This is a genomic window from Spirillospora sp. NPDC052242 (assembly GCF_040679555.1).
GTDB lineage: Bacteria > Actinomycetota > Actinomycetes > Streptosporangiales > Streptosporangiaceae > Spirillospora.
This window is the reverse complement of the sequence record NZ_JBFAUZ010000007.1, coordinates 124,601-144,356: the sequence shown is the minus strand read 5'-3', so window position 1 is coordinate 144,356 and position 19,756 is coordinate 124,601. Positions and strand designations below refer to the sequence as shown.

Here is a 19,756-nt window from a genome sequence, read left to right as displayed (position 1 = left end):
CGGCTCAGGCGCGGGGCCGGAACCCGTCGAACATGACGGCGAGGGCGCGGTCGCGCGTCCCGGCGTCCCACTGACCGCGCTCGGCCGCCAGGCACGCGGCGGTGAGCAGCGCGAGCACCTCCGGCATCCCGACGTCGTCGCGGACGGCACCGGACCGCTGCGCCCCGTCCAGCAGCGTTTCCAGCAGGCGCAACATGGTGCCCTGCAGGTCCCCCAGCCCGGCCTTCACGTCGTCCTCGGCGACGCCCGACTCGGCGAGCGCGTCCACGAGCATCCGCTTGTGGGTGCTCTCCTCGACGATGCGGGCGAAGAACGCGAAGAAGGACGTCTCCGCGGCGGACTCGTCCGCGATCAGGGCGGCGCCCTCGTCGGCCAGCGCGCCGACGCGGTCCCGCACGACCGCCCGGTAGAGGTCCTCCTTGGTCGGGAACTGCCGGTAGATGGTGGCGAGCCCGACGTCGGCGCGGCGGGCGATCTCCCGCATCGAGGCCGACATCCCGTCCCGGGCGAGGACGATCTCGGCCGCCTCGAGAACGCGCGCGCGGTTGCGCCGCGCGTCGGCGCGCAGCGGACGCTCGGTCTCGGGCATGGCGGTCTCCTTGCAAACCGGAACAGGTGATCCGTATAGTCGAGAAGTAACCGGATCAATTGTTCCGGTTGTTCTCGCATGCCGATTCTAGAGGAGAACGCATGGAGTACGCGGCACTGGGACGCTCCGGGCTCAAGGTCTCGCAGGCCGGCCTGGGCACCATGAACTTCGGTACGGACCATCCGATGGCCGGATGCGGCGAGGACGAGGCCCGCCGGATCATCGACGCCTTCCTGGAGGCGGGCGGCAACCTCATCGACACCGCGAACCGCTACACCGGCGGCCAGTCGGAAGAGATCGTCGGACGGGCCATCGCCGGCCGCCGGGAATCGGTCGTGCTCGCGACGAAGGGGTTCATGCCGCAGGGCGACGGCCCCAACGACGCGGGGCTGTCGCGGCTGCACCTCACCCGGGCCCTGGAGGCGAGCCTGCGCCGCCTGGGCACCGACCACATCGACCTCTACCAGTGCCACCAGTGGGACGCGGACACGCCCATCGAGGAGACGATGGCCACGCTGGACGGCTTCGTCCGGTCGGGCAAGGTCCGCTACATCGGCTGCTCGAACTTCACGGCCGCGCAGATCGTCGAGGCGCGGTGGGCGGCCGAGCGCGTCGGCGGGACGCCGTTCGTCAGCCTGCAGCCGCAGTACTCGCTGGCCGTCCGCGACATCGAGGCGGAGATCCTGCCGGTGTGCGAGCGGCACGGCCTCGGCACCCTGACGTACTCGCCGCTGGCGAGCGGGGTGCTGACCGGGCGGTACGCGCGCGGCGCCGCACCGGACGCCGACTCGCGGATGGGCCGGATGAGCGCGTCGCCGCTGGCCATGGCGCGGGTCTTCGTCGACGAGATGCTGAACGAGCGGACGCTGGGCATCGCCGAGGAGGTCGGGAGGGTCGCGGACGAGCTGGGCGCCACGCCCGCCGCCGTCGCGCTCGCCTGGGTGCGCTCGCGCCCGGGGGTCACCTCGGTGATCGTCGGGCCGCGCAGCCTGGAGCACCTGCGCGGGAACCTGGCGGGCTTCGAGCTGGAACTGCCGCCCGAGGCGGTCGCCCGGCTGGACGAGGCGTCGTGGTCGCCCATGCTCGCGCCGGTCACCGGCATGGGCGGGGTGCGGGCCGGCCATCTGCGGACGGTGACGAACGCGTGAGCGCGCGCGTGACCGTGTGAGAGCACGCGAACGGGGGCCCGGGCGGAGCCCGGACCCCCGTCGTGCGAGGCGGTGGATCAGAACGACTCGACGGCGCGGCGCGCCTCCGGGTCGAGGACGCCCCAGGAGATGAGCTCCTCGGTCAGCTCCGTCGGGGACTTGTCATAGATGACCGCGAGTGAACGCAGATCCTCCTGACGGATGGACAGGACCTTCCCGTTGTAGTCGCCCCGCTGGCTCTGAATCGTCGCGGCGTAACGGGCGAGAGGACCGGCCTTGTCCTTCGGAAGCTGCTGCAGCCGCTCGAGGTCGATCACGAGCTTCGGTGTAGGCCCGAGCGGGCTCGGCGCGGCTCCGCCGGGCAGCAACTCGGAAACCGGCACGCCGTAGAAATCGGCGAGCTCGGCCAGCTTCTGAACGGTGACGGCGCGGTCGCCCCGCTCGTACGAACCCACGACGACGGCCTTCCAGCGGCCTCGGGACTTCTCTTCCACGCCGTGCAGGGACAGCCCCTGCTGGGTGCGGATGGCGCGCAGGCGCGCGCCGAGAGCCTTTGCGTATTCAGACGGCATTCTTGGCCCCCCAGGCTCACTTTCGTCGTCGATTGGTTCCCGGCCGATGCCGGAGAACCGACAGAATCCCGAAGCCAATGCGCCTCAAGACCCCGTCTCCAGGGATGGTTACGGACAGTGACGGTAAAACGGTGCGGGCCCCAGGTCAAGCTGATTGGAAAAAAGCGGTCGAATCCGTAGGTCTCGGTTCGGACCGTCCGGGACCCCCGAACCCCGGCGGGAACGGCGTCCAGACGGCCGTTCCGCGCGCTCGACCGGCCGAGTGTGACCCCTCTCACCAGGGATGATACGACCCCGCCCCGGGACGGGGCAGTTCCCGCCGACTGCTAACGTGTGGGGGACAAGACGTCCTTTAAGGCCCGTCCAGTGAGGCGGGAAAGGAGGTTTCCGAGGTGAATGCTGCCTCCAGGCCGTCGCGGCCTGCGGGGTCGCGCGCCGCGGAGGGTGACCCCCGGCCCAAGGCCGTTCTGGAGGGTCCCGACATCCGCCGTGCGCTGACCCGGATCGCCCACGAGATCCTCGAACGCACCAAGGGCGGGCACGACGTCCTGCTGCTCGGCATCCAGACGCGCGGGGTGACGCTGGCCGAGCGGCTGGCGGGCCTGCTGCGCGAGGTGGAGGGACGTCCGGTGCCGTGGGGCTCGCTCGACGTGACCATGTACCGGGACGACCTCCGGATGCGTCCCGCGCGCGCCCTCGGCCGCACCGAGCTCCCGTCCGACGGCATCGACGACCGCGTCGTGGTGCTGGTCGACGACGTCCTGTTCTCCGGACGGACGGTCCGCGCGGCGCTCGACGCCCTCAACGACCTCGGCCGGCCGCGCGCCGTCCAGCTCGCGGTGCTGGTCGACCGCGGGCACCGCGAGCTGCCGATCCGCGCCGACTACGTGGGCAAGAACCTGCCGACGTCGATGCGCGAGACCGTCAAGGTGCTGCTGGACGAGAACGACGGCCGCGACGCGGTGCTGCTCGGCCCGGTCCCCGAGCCGGTCGGCTCCCCGGTCGCCGGCCCCGCGGGAGGTGCCGAGTGAAACGCCATCTGATCTCCGCCGCCGACCTGACCCGCGACGACGCGCTGCTCGTCCTCGACACCGCCGAGGAGCTGGCGCAGGTCGCGGGCCGCTCGATCAAGAAGCTGCCGACGCTGCGCGGCCGCACGGTCGTCAACCTGTTCTTCGAGGACTCCACCCGCACCCGGATCTCGTTCGAGGCGGCCGCGAAGCGGCTCTCCGCGGACGTCATCAACTTCTCCGCGAAGGGGTCCAGCGTGTCCAAGGGCGAGAGCCTGAAGGACACCGCGCTGACGCTCGAGGCGATGGGCGCCGACGGCGTCGTCATCCGGCACGGCGCGTCCGGCGCCCCGCACCGCCTCGCGGGCTGGGTGCAGGGCAGCGTCGTCAACGCCGGCGACGGCACCCACGAGCACCCGACCCAGGCGCTGCTGGACGCGTTCACGATGCGCCGCCGCCTCGGCGAGCTCGAAGGCCGCCGGATCACGATCGTCGGCGACGTCCTGCACAGCCGGGTGGCGCGTTCCAACGTCCTGCTGCTGGACACCCTCGGCGCCGACGTCACCGTCGTCGCGCCGCCGACGCTGCTGCCGGTCGCGATCGACACCTGGCCCTGCCGGGTCTCCTACGACCTGGACGCCGTCCTGCCGAAGAGCGACGTGGTCATGATGCTGCGCGTCCAGCAGGAGCGGATGAACGCCGCGTACTTCCCGACCGTGCGCGAGTACAGCCGCCGCTACGGCCTGGACGCCGAGCGGATGGGGCAGCTCCCCGAGCAGGCGATCGTCATGCACCCCGGGCCGATGAACCGCGGCGTCGAGATCGCCGCCGAGGTCGCCGACTCGGTCCGCTCCACCATCGTCGAGCAGGTCGCCAACGGCGTCAGCGCCCGGATGGCCGTCCTCTACCTGCTGCTCGGAGGCTCCGAGCCCGCCATCGGCCAGGAGGTCTCCCAGTGACAGAAACCCTCATCAAGGGCGCCCGGATCCTCGGCGGCGAGCCCGCCGACATCCTCGTCCGCGACGGCGTCATCGCCGCGGTCGGCACCGGCCTGGACGCCCCGGGCGCGCAGGTCGTCGACGCCGACGGGCTGATCGCCCTGCCCGGGCTGGTCGACCTGCACACCCACCTGCGCGAGCCCGGCCGCGAGGACGCCGAGACCGTCGAGTCCGGCACGAAGGCCGCCGCGATGGGCGGCTACACGGCCGTCCACGCGATGGCCAACACCGACCCGGTCGCCGACACCGCCGGCGTCGTCGAGCAGGTGTGGCGGCTCGGCCGCGAGGCCGGGTACTGCGACGTGCAGCCGGTCGGCGCCGTCACCCGCGGCATCGCGGGCGAGCAGCTCGCCGAACTCGGCGCGATGGCCGACTCCGCCGCGTCCGTCCGGGTGTTCTCCGACGACGGGCACTGCGTCTCGGACGCCGTCATCATGCGGCGCGCGCTGGAGTACGTGAAGGCGTTCGACGGCGTCGTCGCGCAGCACGCGCAGGAGCCGCGGCTCACCGAGGGCGCGCAGATGAACGAGGGCGAGGTGTCGGCCGCGCTGGGGCTGCGCGGCTGGCCCGCGGTCGCCGAGGAGGCGATCATCGCCCGGGACGTCCTGCTCGCCCAGCACGTCGGGTCGCGGCTGCACGTCTGCCACGTGTCCACCGCCGGCTCGGTCGAGATCCTCCGGTGGGCGAAGAGCAAGGGCTGCCCGGTGACCGCCGAGGTCACCCCGCACCACCTGCTGCTGAACGACGCGCGCGCCGAGTCCTACGACCCCATCTTCAAGGTGAACCCGCCGCTGCGCACCGCCGAGGACGTCACCGCGCTGCGGCACGCGCTCGCCGACGGCACCATCGACTGCGTCGCCACCGACCACGCCCCCCACCCGGTCGAGGCGAAGGAGACCGAGTGGGCGGTCGCCGCGATGGGCATGATCGGCCTCGAGACCGCGCTGCCGGTCGTCCAGGAGGCCATGGTCGACACCGGGCTGCTCGACTGGGCCGGCGTCGCCGACCGCATGGCGTACCGGCCCGCGCGCATCGGCCGCCTGTCCGGGCAGGGACGCCCGCTCGAGACGGGGTCGCCCGCCAACATCACGCTGTACGACCCGTCGCCGCGCCGCGCCGTGGACCCGTCGGCCATGACGTCCAAGAGCCGCAACACCCCGTTCGCCGGGCTGGAGCTGCCGGGACGCGTCGTGGCGACGTTCCTGCGCGGCGAGCCGACCGTCCTGGAAGGGAAGCTTCAATGAACCCTGCTCTGCTCGTTCTGGAAGACGGCAGGGTGTTCCACGGGGCCGCGTACGGGGCCGAGGGCGAGACCTTCGGCGAGATGGTCTTCAACACCGGGATGACCGGCTACCAGGAGACCCTCACCGACCCGTCGTACGCGCGGCAGATCGTGGCCATGACGTCCCCGCACATCGGCAACACGGGCGTGAACGACGAGGACCCCGAGTCCGGCCGCATCCAGGTCGCCGGGTACGTGGTCCGCGAGCCCGCGCGCGTCGCGTCCAACTGGCGCGCCACCGGCTCGCTCGGGTCGGCGCTGCGCGACCAGGGCGTGGTCGGCATCGCGATCCCCGGCACCCGGGCGCTGACCCGCCACCTGCGCGACCGCGGCGCCATGCGCGCCGGGATCTTCAGCGGCGCCGCCGCGGCCGCCGGTGAGGACGCGCTGCTGGAGCGCGTCCGGCTCAGCCCGTCGATGGAGGGCGCCGACCTCGCCCGCGACGTCTCGACGGCCGAGCCGTACGTCGTCCCGGCGATCGGGGAGAAGCGCTTCACCGTCGCCGCCGTCGACCTCGGCATCAAGTCGATGACGCCGCACCGGATGGCCGAGCGGGGTTGCGAGGTGCACGTGCTGCCCGCCACGGCCACGTCCGCCGACATCCTCGGCCTGAACCCCGACGGCGTGTTCTTCTCCAACGGCCCCGGCGACCCGTCCGCCGCCGGCTACGCGGTGGACGCGCTGCGGGGCGTCCTCGACGCCGGCAAGCCGTTCTTCGGCATCTGCTTCGGCAACCAGATCTTCGGCCGCGCGCTCGGCCTCGGGACGTACAAGCTGCGGTTCGGCCACCGGGGCATCAACCAGCCCGTGCAGGACCGGACGACCGGCAAGGTCGACGTGTCGGCCCACAACCACGGGTTCGCCGTGGACGCCCCGACGGACGGCCCGTTCGACACCCCGTACGGGCGTGCCGAGGTCACCCACGTGAACCTGAACGACGGCTGCGTCGAGGGCCTGCGGCTGCTCGACCGTCCCGCGTTCAGCGTCCAGTACCACCCGGAGGCCGCGGCGGGCCCGCACGACGCGTCCGGCCTGTTCGACCGTTTCTGCGAGATGATGGAGGGGTCTGCGTGATTACAGAGGGTGCAAGGTAATGCCGCGCCGCGAAGACCTGAAGTCGGTCCTGGTCATCGGCTCCGGGCCGATCGTCATCGGCCAGGCCTGCGAGTTCGACTACTCGGGCACCCAGGCGTGCCGCGTGCTGAAGGCCGAGGGCCTGCGCGTCACGCTGGTCAACAGCAACCCCGCGACGATCATGACGGACCCGGAGTTCGCCGACGCCACCTACGTCGAGCCGATCACCCCCGAGGTCGTCGAGAAGATCATCGCCAAGGAGCGGCCGGACGCGCTGCTGCCGACGCTCGGCGGCCAGACGGCCCTCAACACCGCGATCGCGCTGTTCGAGAGCGGCGTCCTCGAGCGGTACGGCGTCGAACTGATCGGCGCCGACGTCGACGCCATCCAGGCGGGCGAGAACCGGGAGATGTTCAAGGAGATCGTCGCCAAGGTCGCGCGCGAGCAGGGCCTGAACGCCGAGTCCGCCCGGTCCGTCATCTGCCACACGATGGACGAGGTCATGGCCGCGGCGGGCGAGCTCGGCTACCCGCTGGTCGTGCGGCCGTCGTTCACGATGGGCGGCCGCGGCTCCGGCTTCGCCCACGACGAGGACGACCTGCGCCGCATCGCCGGCGCGGGCCTCGACGCGTCCCCGACCAGCGAGGTGCTCCTCGAGGAATCGATCCTCGGCTGGAAGGAGTACGAGCTCGAGGTCATGCGGGACCGCGCCGACAACGTCGTCATCGTGTGCTCCATCGAGAACCTCGACCCGATGGGCGTGCACACCGGCGACTCGATCACCGTCGCGCCCGCGATGACGCTGACCGACCGCGAGTACCAGAACATGCGGGACGTCGCGATCGCGGTGATCCGCGAGGTCGGCGTCGACACCGGCGGCTGCAACATCCAGTTCGCGGTGCAGCCCGGCACCGGCCGGATGATCGTCATCGAGATGAACCCGCGGGTGTCGCGGTCGTCCGCGCTGGCGTCCAAGGCCACCGGCTTCCCGATCGCCAAGATCGCCGCGAAGCTCGCGATCGGCTACACCCTCGACGAGATCCCGAACGACATCACCCGCGAGACGCCCGCGTCGTTCGAGCCCACGCTCGACTACGTCGTGGTGAAGGTCCCGCGGTTCGCGTTCGAGAAGTTCCCCGGCGCCGACGGCACCCTCACCACCCACATGAAGTCGGTGGGCGAGGCCATGGCCATCGGCCGCTGCTTCACCGAGGCCCTGCAGAAGGCGCTGCGCTCGCTGGAGCAGAAGGGGTCGTCGTTCGCCTGGGCGGGCAAGGACGACGCCTCGGGCCTCGACGTCGCCGCGCTGGTCGAGTCCGCGTCCCGTCCGCACGACGGACGGCTCCGCGACGTGCAGCGCGCGCTGTGGGCCGGCGCGACCCTCCAGGACCTGTACACCGCCACCGGCATCGACCCCTGGTTCCTCGACCAGATCGCCGCGATCAACGCCGTCGCCGAGGAGATCCGCACCGCCGACGACGCGCTCACCCGCGAGAAGCTCCTCGCCGCCAAGCGGCACGGCTTCTCCGACGCGCAGATCGGCGAGCTGCGGGGCCTGTCGGAGGAGGTCGTCCGGGAAGTCCGGCACGCCCTCGGCATCCGCCCCGTCTACCTCACCGTGGACACCTGCGCCGCCGAGTTCGAGGCGAAGACCCCGTACATGTACTCGTCCTACGACGAGGAGACCGAGGTCCCGGCCGGGACGAAGCCGAAGGTGCTGATCCTCGGCAGCGGCCCGAACCGCATCGGGCAGGGCGTCGAGTTCGACTACTCGTGCGTCCACGCGTCCTTCACGCTGGCCGAGGCGGGCTACGAGACCGTCATGGTCAACTGCAACCCCGAGACGGTCTCCACCGACTACGACACGTCCGGGCGGCTGTACTTCGAGCCGCTCACCCTCGAGGACGTCCTCGAGGTCGTGCACGCCGAGCAGCAGACCGGCGAGGTCGCGGGCGTGATCGTCCAGCTCGGCGGGCAGACCCCGCTCGGCCTCGCGCAGAAGCTCAAGGACGCGGGCGTCCCGATCGTCGGCACGTCCCCGGAGAGCATCCACCTCGCCGAGGAGCGCGGCGCGTTCGGGCGCGTCCTGCACCGCGCGGGGCTCCTCGCGCCCAAGCACGGCACCGCCACCTCCTACGCCGAGGCCCGCGAGATCGCCGCCGAGATCGGCTACCCGGTGCTGGTGCGGCCGTCCTACGTGCTCGGCGGGCGCGGCATGGAGATCGTGTACGACGACGTCACGCTCGAGTCGTACATGGCCCGCGCCACCGAGGCGAGCCCGGAGCACCCGGTGCTGGTCGACCGGTTCCTGGACGAGGCCATCGAGATCGACGTCGACGCCCTGTTCGACGGCGAGGACCTCTACCTCGGCGGCGTCATGGAGCACATCGAGGAGGCCGGCATCCACTCCGGCGACTCCGCGTGCGCGCTCCCGCCGATCACCCTCGGGCACGACGACGTCCGCCGCATCCGCGAGGCCACCGAGGCGCTCGCCCGCGGCGTCGGGGTGCGCGGGCTGATGAACGTCCAGTACGCGCTGTCCGCGGGCGTCCTGTACGTCCTGGAGGCGAACCCGCGCGCGTCCCGGACCGTCCCGTTCGTGTCCAAGGCGACCGCCGTGCCGCTCGCGAAGGCCGCCGCCCGCGTCATGATGGGCGCGACGATCGCCGAGCTGCGCGCCGAGGGCCTGCTGCCCGCGACCGGCGACGGCGGGAACCTCCCGCTGGACGCGCCGATCGCGGTCAAGGAGGCCGTCCTGCCGTTCGACCGGTTCCGCAACGCGCGCGGCCAGGGCGTCGACACGATCCTCGGCCCGGAGATGCGCTCGACGGGCGAGGTCATGGGCATCGACGAGGTGTTCGGCACCGCGTTCGCCAAGTCGCAGCAGGCCGCCTACGGCTCGCTGCCGACCAAGGGCCGGGCGTTCGTCTCCGTGGCGAACCGGGACAAGCGGCACATGGTGTTCCCGGTGAAGCGCCTCGCTGACCTGGGCTTTGAGATTCTTGCCACGGAGGGGACCGCCGAGGTCCTGCACCGCAACGGCGTCCATGCCAAGATCGTGCGCAAGCACAGCGAGGGACCCGGCCCGGACGGCGAGCCCACGATCGTGCGGCGCGTCCTCGACGGCGAGGTGGACCTCATCGTCAATACTCCCTTCGGCGGCCCCGGCCAGTCCGGGCCCCGGCTCGACGGGTACGAGATCCGTACCGCGGCCGTGCTGCGCGGCGTACCGTGCGTCACGACCGTGCAGGGCCTCGCCGCCGCCGTCCAGGGCATCGAGGCCGTCGCGGGCGGGCAGATCGGCGTCCGCTCCCTGCAGGAGCACGCCGAGCGGCTCAGCGGCGCGCACGGCCGCACGGGCACGGACGGCGCGGGCGACCCGGCCACCGGCTGACGTCGCCGCCGCGCACCGGCGGGCGCCCCGCGGACGAGCGGGGGCGCGCCCGCCGGTGCGCGGCGTCCGGGCCGGATCGGCGGCGCCCGGGAGTCCGGCGCGGCGAGGCGACGAGGAGAGGGAGACGGGTGTCCGACACACCGGTGCAGACGTCGGCGACGGTCCTGACGGTCCGCCAGGTGCAGGACTACCACGCGATGACGCTGGTCGCCCCGGCCATCGCCGAGCGGTTCCGGCCCGGCCAGTTCATCGCGGTCGCCGTCGGCGGCCGGCACACGGCCCGGCTCGTCCGCCGCTGCTTCGGGGTGCACGAGGTCAAGTCCGACTACGGCGGCACCGTCGAGGTCGTGTTCGCCGACACCGAGCCCGGCACCGGATGGCTCGCCGGGCTGCGCTCCCGCGACCAGCTCGACCTCCTCGGCCCGCTCGGCCGCCCGTTCCGGCTGCCCCGCGACCCGGTGAACTGCCTGCTGGTCGGCGGCGGCCCCGGCGGCGCGGTGCTGTTCGCGCTCGCCGACTCGCTGCTGCGGCGCGGCTGCCGCGTCCACTTCGTCCTCGGCGGCCCGTCGGCCCGGCAGGTGTTCGGGTCGCGGATGGCGCAGCGCATCGGCGACAGCGCGACCGTCGTCACGGCGGACGGGACGCTCGGCGACCGCGGGACGGTCCGGGACGTGCTGCCCCGCGTCATCGACGAGACGGCCGCCGACGTCGTCTACGGGTGCGGCCCCACCGACCTGCTCCGGTCGGTCACCCAGATCGCCGGGGACTTCGGGCTGCCGTCCCAGGTCTCGGTCGAGGAGTTCATGCAGCGGACGGGCGCGTGCGGCACCGGCGTCTGCATGACGTGCGTGCTGCCCGTCCACGGCGACGACGGCGTCACCCGCATGGTGCGCGCCTGCGCGGACGGGCCCGTCCTGCGCGGCGACCGCGTCCGGTGGGGCGACCTCGGCACCATCCCGTTCGACGCGCTCGGCGCGCCGCGCGTGCTGTCGCCGGGCGCGCGCGGCGTCACGGAGGGGAGCGAGCGGTGAGCGATCGGCTGTGGACCTCGATCGGCCCCCTGGGCCTGCCCAACCCCGTCCTGACCGCGTCCGGGTGCGGCGGCACCGGACGGGAGCTCTCCCAGTTCTTCGAGCTCTCCCGCCTGGGCGCGTTCGTCACCACCTCCGTGATGCCCCAAGCGCGCGCGGGACGTCCCACACCACGCGTGGCCGAGACCCCGAGCGGCCTCCTCACGGCCATGGGGCTCCCGGGCCCCGGCATCGAGACGTTCCTCGAACACGACCTGCCGTGGCTCATCGAGCAGGACGTCCGCACCATCGTGTCCGTCGCGGGCAACAGCGTCGAGGAGTACGGCGACCTGTCCCGGCGGCTGCGCGGCGTGCCCGGCGTCGCCGCGATCGAGGTCAACCTCGCCGCCCCGAACGCGGGCGACCGCGGCGGGACCTTCGGACGGCACCCGGCGGCCGCCGCCGCGGTCGTCCGCGCCGTCCGCGAGCACGCCCGCTCCGGCGTCCCCGTGCTGGCCAAGCTCGCCCCGGACGCCACCGACATCGTCACGATCGCCCTGGCGTGCGTCGACGCGGGCGCGAACGGGCTCACGCTGATCAACACGATGGAGGGCATGGCGATCGACCCGCAGACGCTGCGGCCCGCCCTCACCGGCGTGTCCGGCGGCCTGTCGGGCCCGGCGATCCGCCCGGTCGCCGTCCGCTGCGTCTACCAGGTGCACGCCGCGCTGCCCCGCACCCCGATCATCGGCGTCGGCGGCATCGCCACGGGCCTGGACGCGCTGGAGTTCGTCCTCGCCGGGGCGTCGGCGGTCGCCGTCGGCACCGCCCTGTTCCACGATCCCACGGCCGGCCCCCGCATCCTGCGCGAACTCGACGAGGCCCTCGCGGCCCGCGGGATCGGGAGCCTCGCCGACGCCGTCGGGCTGGCCCATCGGCCCGCCGGCTACGTGCCGCCGCAGGTGCGGCCCGACGAGCCCGAGAAGGAGAGAACGTGACCGCCCCCATCGCCGTCGCGCTGGACGCGCCCGACCTGGAGACGGCCGCGCGCTGGGCCACCCTGGTCACGCCGCACGTCTCCACCGTCAAGGTCGGCCTCGAGCTGTACCTGCGGTACGGCCCGGACGTCGTCGCGAGCGTCCGGGGCGCCAGCCGCGTGCAGGTGTTCCTGGACCTCAAGCTCCACGACATCCCCGCCACCGTCCGGGGCGCGGCGCGCGCCGTCGCGCGGCTCAAGCCGTCCTTCCTCACCGTGCACGCCGCGGGCGGGCCCGCCATGATCCGGGAGGCCGTGGAGGCCGCCCCCGCCACCAAGATCGCCGCGGTGACGGTGCTGACGTCCCTCGGGGACGCCGATCTCGCCCGCCTCGGCATCGAGGGCCCCGCGCCGGACGCCGTCCGCCGCCTCGCCGTCCTGGCCGTCGAGGCGGGCGCGCAGGCGCTGGTGTGCTCGCCGCAGGAGGCCGCCGCCGTGCGCGCCGAGGTCGGACCGGACATCGCGCTCGTCACCCCCGGCGTGCGCCCCGCGGGCGCCGACGTCCAGGACCAGGCCCGCGTCGCGACGCCCGAGCAGGCCCTCGCCGCCGGCGCGGACCTGCTCGTCATCGGCCGCCCCATCACCGGCGCCCCGGACCCGGGCGCGGCCGCCGCCGCCCTCGCCGCCGCCCTCCGCCGCACCACCACCGAACCCCCCACGACCCCCTGACCCACCCACCCCAGCGCCCGGTCCTGGGCCCCGCCCCGCGTGGCCGACACCCTGGCGTGCGCCGTCCACGGTCGCCTGAACGGCCGACCGCGGGCTCGTCTTGACAGGCCGCGGGTCATGGCCGGGGTCATGAAGGTCGCGTGTGGGTGAGATGTCTCATGTGTCGCGTTCCGGGGGGTCGGTCCGGGGATGTGCGGGTGTGGCCCCGGATGCGATGCACCGGGTCTGACGTGGGAAGATGTCGGACGGGCGTCGCGCGGGGGCGGCCGCGCGCCGGGCTGCGCGCCGCCTCGGCGGATGCGTCGGCGGGTGTCTTGACCGATGGTTTGTCACGCGGCCGGTCATGACCGGCGCGCGCACGGCTTTATGGGGCGGGGGAGGTCCGTATGGCGAGATTTGCTTTGCGAGCCGGATTTAGCATCGCGTGCAGAGGGCGCTCAGTTGGGCGGCCCTGATCACCCATTGCGGTTATTGGCGGGCACGCGAATGCCGCCCCGGGACTTCCACAATGCGATACGCGGGAACGTCCGGGTGTTCACGAACGGGTCTCGCGGGAGCGTTTCCCGGACGGCGGAACGCGTCCGGCTCGCCGGCCGGACCGTTCTCGTGCGGACGGGTGCGGAGGCGCGCCCGCGGGCGCGGGACGGGGGAGCGGTGTCGGGCGGCGGGCCTCCGGGACGGGAACGATCTTGGCGGGCGGGTGTTGTCGAGGATGGCAGTTGCGCGACCGCCGCGACGTGCGGAACGGCGCGGCGTGACGAGCGTCACTCGGTCGGGACGCCCTGTGGGGAGGTTCACACGGGCCGTCCCGAGGGGGTTCCGGACGGTCACCGGAACGGTCCGACGGCGCGGCGCGGGGCCCGCGGCGGGAGCCCGGAGCGTCCCGTCGAACGGTACCTTCTGCCGCAAACCGGGTCGGAATGGGGGGTTTTTCACGATCTCCCGAAAGTCCCAGCAAGGTGCAGGGGTCGACTTCCGGACCGTCCAAGTTGTGTACACTCCGTATTGAGGACACTCCGGGGAGTGATTTTCGTGAATTTGTGGTGGGCTAAACGGCACTTCACGTTGCCTTATGGGGCAACAACTCGCTAGTTTCCCAACCCGTCCGACTCCGTCGAGTGGAAACCTGAGGTGACCCGGCGTGGCTCTTCCGCCCCTAACCCCCGAACAGCGCGCCGCAGCCCTGGAGAAGGCTGCCAAGGCCCGCAAGGAGCGGGCCGAGGTTAAGAACCGGCTCAAGCACGGGGGAACCTCGCTCGCCGAGGTTCTCAAGGAGGGTCAGACCGACGACGTCATCGGGAAGATGAAGGTGTCGGCCCTCCTGGAATCGCTGCCCGGTGTGGGCAAGGTCCGTGCGAAGCAGATCATGGAGCGCCTGGGCATCGCCGAGTCCCGCCGCGTGCGGGGCCTCGGCGCCAACCAGCGCGCCTCCCTGGAGCGTGAGTTCGGCGGAAGTGCGAACCGCTGACGCGCGACTCACGGGCGGGCGCGGCGGTCTGACCGCCGCGGCCGGCTCCGGGCTGCCCGGAAACGGGGCGCCGGGCACCGGGACGACCGGTGCCGGGCTCCCCGGCGGGCTCCCCGGGGCGGGCACCATCCCGCCCGACTCCGGCGCACCCATGACTGCGCCGGACGGCTCCCCAACGCACGGGCCGCTCGCCCGTCGGCTGACGGTCCTCTCCGGGCCGTCGGGCGTCGGCAAGAGCACGGTCGTCGCCGAGATCCGGCGCTCACACCCCCGGGTGTGGCTGTCGGTCTCGGTGACCACCCGGGCCCCCCGCCCGGGCGAGACCCACGGCGTGCAGTACTTCTTCGTCGACGACGCCGGTTTCGACCGGCTCGTCGCCGAAGGGGAGCTCCTCGAATGGGCCGAGTTCGCCGGGAACCGCTACGGCACCCCCCGCCGGCCCGTCGAGGAGCGGCTCGCCCGCGGCGAGCCCGTCCTGCTCGAGATCGACCTGCAGGGCGCCCGGCAGGTGCGGGGCACCATGCCGCAGGCCCAGCTGGTGTTCCTCGCGCCGCCGTCCTGGGAGGAGCTCGTCCGCCGCCTCACCGGCCGCGGCACCGAGCCGCCCGAGGTCATCGAACGGCGCCTGGACGCCGCCCGCGTCGAGCTCGCCGCCGAGAAGGAGTTCGACGTCACGCTCGTCAACACGTCCGTCCGGGACGTGTGCTCCGAGCTGGTAGCCTTGATGGCTGTTCAATGACCGAAGTCCGCCCACCGGCGGACACGGCCCGCACCCTAGTGGAAGGCCACGGAGTGGCAGCCAGCAGCGAAGGCATCACCAACCCGTCGATCGACGAGCTCCTCGAGGTCGTCGACACCAAGTACGGCCTCGTGAGCATCGCGGCCAAGCGCGCCCGGCAGATCAACGCCTACTACGCCCAGCTCGGCGAGGGCCTGCTGGAGTACGTCGGGCCGCTCGTCGAGACCCAGGTGCAGGAGAAGCCCCTGTCGATCGCGCTCCGCGAGACGCGCGAGGGCCTGCTCAACGCCGAGCCCATCGAGGGCTGAGACCACCCGGGCCGCCCGCCCGCCGGGACCGGCGGCACGGCCCGAACGGACCGGGCGCCGCGCCTGGGGAGCGTGAGCCGGGCCGGTGAGCCTGGAGAGTGATGGCATGACCACCGGTAAGCCCCGCGTCGTCCTCGGCGTCGGCGCGGGCATCGCCGCGTACAAGGTGTGCGAGCTGCTGCGGCGGCTCACCGAGTCGGGCCACGACGTGCGCGTCGTCCCCACGGCGGACGCGCTGCGCTTCGTCGGCGAGCCCACCTGGGCGGCGCTGTCGGGCCACCCCGTCTCCCCGAACGTCTGGGACGGCGTCTCCGACGTCCCGCACGTCCGGCTCGGGCAGACCGCCGACCTCGTGTTCGTCGCGCCCGCCACCGCCGACCTGCTCGCCCGCGCCGCGCACGGCCTGGCCGACGACCTGCTCACCAACACCCTGCTCACCGCCCGCTGCCCGGTGGTGTTCGCGCCCGCGATGCACACCGAGATGTGGGAGCACCCCGCCACCCGCGACAACGTCGCGACGCTGCGGGCCCGCGGCGCGATCGTCGTCGAGCCCGCCTCCGGGCGGCTCACCGGCGCCGACACCGGCCCCGGGCGGCTGCCCGACCCCGCCGAGCTGTTCGAGGTCGCCCGCCGCGTCCTCGCGCGCGGCGGCTCCGCGCACGACCTCGCCGGACGGCACGTCGTCGTCTCCGCCGGCGGGACGCGCGAGGCGATCGACCCCGTCCGGTTCATCGGCAACCGCTCGTCCGGCCTGCAGGGGTACGCGCTCGCCCGCACCGCCGTCGCGCGGGGCGCCCGGGTGACGGTCGTCGCCGCCAACGTCGCCCTGCCCGCCCCGGCCGGCGCCCGCGTCGTGCCCGTCGGGTCCGCGGAGGAGATGCGCAAGGCCGTCCTGGAGGCCGCCGGGGACGCCGACGCCGTCGTGATGGCCGCCGCCGTGGCCGACTTCCGGCCCGCCTCCTACCAGGGGTCGAAGATCAAGAAGACGCCGGACGGGGAGCCCGAGCCGATCGCGCTCGTCAAGAACCCCGACATCCTCGCCGAGCTCGGCGAGCGCCGCCGCCCCGACCAGGTGATCGTCGGGTTCGCGGCCGAGACCGACGACGTCCTCGCCAACGGCCGGGCCAAGCTCGCCCGCAAGCGCAGCGACCTCCTCGTCGTCAACCAGGTCGGCGAGAACCTCGCGTTCGGGACGCCCGACAACGCGGCGGTCGTGCTCGGCGCGGACGGCTCCAGCGTCGACGTGCCGCGCGGCGCGAAGGAGGAACTGGCCGACACCGTGTGGGACCTGGTCGCCGCCCGCCTGAAACCTCGATCCTGATCGATCCCGCTAGACTGCTGGGATCCTCGGGTCGCCCGGGCGAGGCGACCCCGCCGAACAGAAGAACCATCCGTCCTGCGACGTCAGTCAGCAGCCGCTGCAAGGAGTTCACGTACGTGTCTCGCCGCCTGTTCACCTCCGAGTCCGTCACCGAAGGACACCCGGACAAGATCGCGGACCAGATCAGTGACGCGATCCTCGACTCGATGCTCAAGGACGACCCGAAGAGCCGGGTCGCCGTCGAGACAATGATCACGACCGGCCAGGTGCACGTGGCCGGCGAGGTCACCACCGAGACCTACGTGGACATCCCGAGCATCATCCGGGAGAAGATCCTCGAGATCGGCTACGACTCGTCCAAGAAGGGCTTCGACGGCCACTCCTGCGGCGTGTCGGTGTCCATCGGCGCCCAGTCGCCCGACATCGCGCAGGGCGTCGACGACGCCTACGAGACGCGCGCGGGCGACGACCGCGACAAGCGCGGCGACGAGCTGGACCGGCAGGGCGCGGGCGACCAGGGCCTGATGTTCGGCTACGCCACCAACGAGACCCCCGAGCTGATGCCGCTGCCGATCACGCTGGCGCACCGGCTCGCGCAGCGGCTGTCGGCCGTCCGCAAGGAGGGCACCGTGCCCTACCTGCGCCCGGACGGCAAGACGCAGGTCACCATCGAGTACGACGGCGACCGCGGGGTCCGCCTCGACACCGTCGTCGTGTCGTCGCAGCACGCCCCCGACATCGACCTCAAGGAGCTCCTGACGCCCGACGTCAAGGAGCACGTGGTCGACCCGGTGCTGGCCGCGTTCGAGCTCGACACCGAGAACTACCGGCTGCTGGTGAACCCGACCGGCCGCTTCGAGATCGGCGGCCCGATGGGCGACGCCGGCCTCACCGGCCGCAAGATCATCGTGGACACCTACGGCGGCATGGCCCGCCACGGCGGCGGCGCGTTCTCCGGCAAGGACCCGTCCAAGGTGGACCGCTCCGCCGCGTACGCGATGCGCTGGGTCGCCAAGAACATCGTGGCCGCCGGGCTCGCAGACCGCGCCGAGGTCCAGGTCGCCTACGCGATCGGCAAGGCGCACCCCGTCGGCGTGTTCGTGGAGACCTTCGGCACCGAGAAGGTCGACCCGGAGAAGATCGAGAAGGCCGTCGACGAGGTCTTCGACCTCCGGCCGGGCGCGATCGTCCGCGACCTCGACCTGCTCCGCCCGATCTACTCCCAGACGGCCGCCTACGGTCACTTCGGCCGTTCCGAGCCCGACTTCTCCTGGGAGTCCACGGACCGCGCGAAGGACCTCGCCTCCGCCGCCGGACTCTGACGGACGCACCGGGCCCCGGACGCACCGCGCGTCCGGGGCCTTCGGCGTGCCCTCAGGACGCGCAGCGCGCGCCGTGCCCGAGGGCGCCGTACCGGGCCGCGAGCGTGTAGCGGCCCGCCGCCGGGACCTCCAGCCGGACGAACTCCCCCTCGCGGCGCAGGCACGCGCCGCCGCCGACGTCCAGCCACGGCGACCAGGCGACCCGCACCGGCACCGACCCCGCCGCCGGCATGTCGACGACGAGCGCGCCCGCGTCCAGCCGCGCCACCGTGCCCGGCGCGCCCACCAGCGGGGTCGCGTGCCGGACCCGGAACAGCCGCCAGTGGCCGTCGCGCCACACCTCCGCCAGGTACGCCGGCTCCGACCGGACGAGCGCCGCCTCCTCCTCGGCGGCCCAGTCGACCTCCTGCGCGGGCAGCACCACCCACTTGACCGCCCACTCGTGCAGCCAGTCGCGGTACGACTCGGCGGTGAGCGCGCCCTCCTCGTAGAACAGCCCGTGCCGTTCGGCGTCGACCTGCCGGTTCCAGCCCCGCGCCAGGACGAACTCGCGGGCCAGGCCCGACGACTCCCAGTGCGATCGCAGCGGCACGACCTCGATGCGGCTCTCGTCCGCGTCCAGCGCCTCCAGCTCCGCGATGAGCCCGCGCGCGTGGTCGGCGGCGCGCCCCGCGGGCTCGGTGTGGACGAGGTCGTCCACGGGCTTCACGACCTGCCAGGCGGCCGTCACCACGAACGCCAGCGACAGCGCCGCGAGCCGCGCCCGGCCCCGCACGCACCCGACGGCGACGAGCAGGAACATGCCGCCGAACAGCAGCGACAGGCGCTCCACGTTGCTGCCCACCGGCGAGGGGATCAGCCACGTCAGCAGGATCCCGGCGAGGTACACCCCGGCGCCGAGCCGGACGAACCGCCACGTCGCGGGCGCGCAGACCAGGATCGCGAGGACGCCCGCCACCGCCGGGAGCACGATCGCGTCGAACGAGATCGGCTGCACCCCACCGAACGGGAACAGCACGCTCGTCGTCCCGGACACCACCGGCAGCCCCGCCCCGACGGCGGCCGCGGCGCGGAACCGCCGGGTCAGCACCAGCGCGCCCGCCAGCACCAGCAGGAACAGCCCCGCCACCGGGCTCGCCAGCGACGCGAGCAGGCTGCACGCGATCATCCCGGCGCCCCGCCGCGCGGGCGTGCCGCGCCGCGTGAACACCAGGACCGTCGCCGCGAGCGCGAACGTCAGGCCGAGGCCGAACGTCGTCCGTCCCGAGGCGCTGTTGCAGGCCAGCGCGAACGCCGCCCACACCGCCGCGGGCAGCGCCACCGGCGCGCGGAACCGCACGAGCAGGTGCGCGGTCAGCACCGCAGACAGGACGCCCGTCACGGTGGCGACCGTCCGGATCCCGAACAGCGCCATCACGTACGGGGAGATGACGCTGTAGGAGACGGGATGCATCCCGCCGTACCAGGAGAAGCTGTAGGCGGCGCCGGGGTGCGCGGCGGCGAAGTCCGTCCAGGCGGCCTGCGCGGCGAGGTCGCCGCCCTCGGTCGCCAGGAGCAGCGCCCACACCAGGTGCAGGACCACGGCCGTCAGCGCCGCCGCCGTCACCGGATGCCGCGGGCTCGCGTACCGCCGCCATCCGGGCTCCGGCGGCGCGGGACGGCCCGTCCGCGCGTCCCCGACCAGGACCTCCGCCCGCCCGGGCGCTCGCGCGACGCTCACGAGACCTGCCGGGACACGCTGAACGAAAGGGGTACGGGAGGCATCCGCCAATGATTCACGCAACCGCCCCCCGGCACAAAACGGACGCCCCGCCCC

17 protein-coding genes are annotated in these 19,756 nt (G+C 73.2%); 14 read left to right on the top strand and 3 right to left on the bottom strand.

From position 1 onward, the window contains the following. Positions 1 to 4 precede the first annotated feature (4 nt). Positions 5 to 589: a TetR/AcrR family transcriptional regulator gene (locus AB0L25_RS08080; RefSeq protein WP_500169827.1), complete on the bottom strand. Its 585-nt coding sequence runs from the start codon at positions 587 to 589 to the stop codon at positions 5 to 7. A gap of 101 nt (positions 590 to 690) precedes the next feature. Here AB0L25_RS08080 and AB0L25_RS08075 point away from each other — a divergent pair, with 101 nt between their 5' ends. After that, entirely contained in the window at positions 691 to 1,737 is a 1,047-nt protein-coding gene (locus tag AB0L25_RS08075; protein WP_500169826.1) for an aldo/keto reductase, read from the top strand. A 77-nt stretch (positions 1,738 to 1,814) separates the two neighbouring features. On the opposite strand, the gene bldD is transcribed toward AB0L25_RS08075, so the two are convergent. Then, a complete protein-coding gene (gene bldD / locus AB0L25_RS08070) occupies positions 1,815 to 2,309 on the bottom strand; it encodes a transcriptional regulator BldD (RefSeq protein ID WP_067795069.1) in 495 nt (164 codons plus the stop codon). 392 nt (positions 2,310 to 2,701) lie between these two features. Here bldD and pyrR point away from each other — a divergent pair, with 392 nt between their 5' ends. The 13 genes from pyrR (at position 2,702) to metK (ending at position 17,940) form a co-directional block, all read left to right on the top strand. Then, positions 2,702 to 3,340, top strand: a complete 639-nt coding sequence (pyrR, locus tag AB0L25_RS08065) for a bifunctional pyr operon transcriptional regulator/uracil phosphoribosyltransferase PyrR (protein ID WP_500169824.1) — start codon at positions 2,702 to 2,704, stop codon at positions 3,338 to 3,340. Further along, positions 3,337 to 4,278 carry an aspartate carbamoyltransferase catalytic subunit gene (locus tag AB0L25_RS08060; RefSeq protein WP_500169822.1) on the top strand — a complete coding sequence of 314 codons (942 nt, stop codon included), beginning with the start codon at positions 3,337 to 3,339 and terminating at the stop codon, positions 4,276 to 4,278. The genes pyrR and AB0L25_RS08060 overlap by 4 nt, the downstream gene beginning before the upstream one ends. Next, positions 4,275 to 5,561, top strand: a complete 1,287-nt coding sequence (locus AB0L25_RS08055; protein ID WP_500169820.1) for a dihydroorotase — start codon at positions 4,275 to 4,277, stop codon at positions 5,559 to 5,561. The genes AB0L25_RS08060 and AB0L25_RS08055 overlap by 4 nt, the downstream gene beginning before the upstream one ends. Then, positions 5,558 to 6,673 carry a glutamine-hydrolyzing carbamoyl-phosphate synthase small subunit gene (gene carA / locus AB0L25_RS08050; protein ID WP_500169819.1) on the top strand — a complete coding sequence of 372 codons (1,116 nt, stop codon included), beginning with the start codon at positions 5,558 to 5,560 and terminating at the stop codon, positions 6,671 to 6,673. Before AB0L25_RS08055 ends, carA begins: the two co-directional genes overlap by 4 nt. A gap of 19 nt (positions 6,674 to 6,692) precedes the next feature. After that, positions 6,693 to 10,067: a carbamoyl-phosphate synthase large subunit gene (gene carB / locus AB0L25_RS08045; RefSeq protein WP_500169817.1), complete on the top strand. Its 3,375-nt coding sequence runs from the start codon at positions 6,693 to 6,695 to the stop codon at positions 10,065 to 10,067. A gap of 128 nt (positions 10,068 to 10,195) precedes the next feature. Then, positions 10,196 to 11,098, top strand: coding sequence for an iron-sulfur cluster-binding protein (locus AB0L25_RS08040; protein WP_500169815.1), 903 nt, complete (start codon positions 10,196 to 10,198; stop codon positions 11,096 to 11,098). After that, on the top strand, positions 11,095 to 12,075 hold the full coding sequence (locus tag AB0L25_RS08035; protein WP_500169813.1) for a dihydroorotate dehydrogenase: 981 nt from the start codon (positions 11,095 to 11,097) through the stop codon (positions 12,073 to 12,075). Before AB0L25_RS08040 ends, AB0L25_RS08035 begins: the two co-directional genes overlap by 4 nt. Beyond that, positions 12,072 to 12,782, top strand: coding sequence for an orotidine-5'-phosphate decarboxylase (gene pyrF, locus AB0L25_RS08030; protein WP_500169811.1), 711 nt, complete (start codon positions 12,072 to 12,074; stop codon positions 12,780 to 12,782). Before AB0L25_RS08035 ends, pyrF begins: the two co-directional genes overlap by 4 nt. 1,141 nt (positions 12,783 to 13,923) lie before the next feature. Next, entirely contained in the window at positions 13,924 to 14,250 is a 327-nt protein-coding gene (gene mihF / locus AB0L25_RS08025) for an integration host factor, actinobacterial type (RefSeq protein ID WP_151016644.1), read from the top strand. Between the two features lie 127 nt (positions 14,251 to 14,377). Further along, on the top strand, positions 14,378 to 14,989 hold the full coding sequence (gene gmk / locus AB0L25_RS08020) for a guanylate kinase (RefSeq protein WP_500169955.1): 612 nt from the start codon (positions 14,378 to 14,380) through the stop codon (positions 14,987 to 14,989). A gap of 53 nt (positions 14,990 to 15,042) precedes the next feature. Continuing rightward, entirely contained in the window at positions 15,043 to 15,297 is a 255-nt protein-coding gene (rpoZ, locus tag AB0L25_RS08015) for a DNA-directed RNA polymerase subunit omega (protein ID WP_026405772.1), read from the top strand. A gap of 106 nt (positions 15,298 to 15,403) precedes the next feature. Next, positions 15,404 to 16,618 carry a bifunctional phosphopantothenoylcysteine decarboxylase/phosphopantothenate--cysteine ligase CoaBC gene (gene coaBC, locus AB0L25_RS08010; protein ID WP_500169808.1) on the top strand — a complete coding sequence of 405 codons (1,215 nt, stop codon included), beginning with the start codon at positions 15,404 to 15,406 and terminating at the stop codon, positions 16,616 to 16,618. A gap of 116 nt (positions 16,619 to 16,734) precedes the next feature. Next, positions 16,735 to 17,940 (top strand): methionine adenosyltransferase, encoded by a 1,206-nt coding sequence (gene metK, locus AB0L25_RS08005; RefSeq protein ID WP_500169806.1) that lies wholly within the window; start codon positions 16,735 to 16,737, stop codon positions 17,938 to 17,940. Positions 17,941 to 17,992: 52 nt separating this feature from the next. On the opposite strand, the gene AB0L25_RS08000 is transcribed toward metK, so the two are convergent. Next, a complete protein-coding gene (locus tag AB0L25_RS08000; protein ID WP_500169804.1) occupies positions 17,993 to 19,660 on the bottom strand; it encodes a DUF8823 domain-containing protein in 1,668 nt (555 codons plus the stop codon). Positions 19,661 to 19,756: the final 96 nt, after the last annotated feature.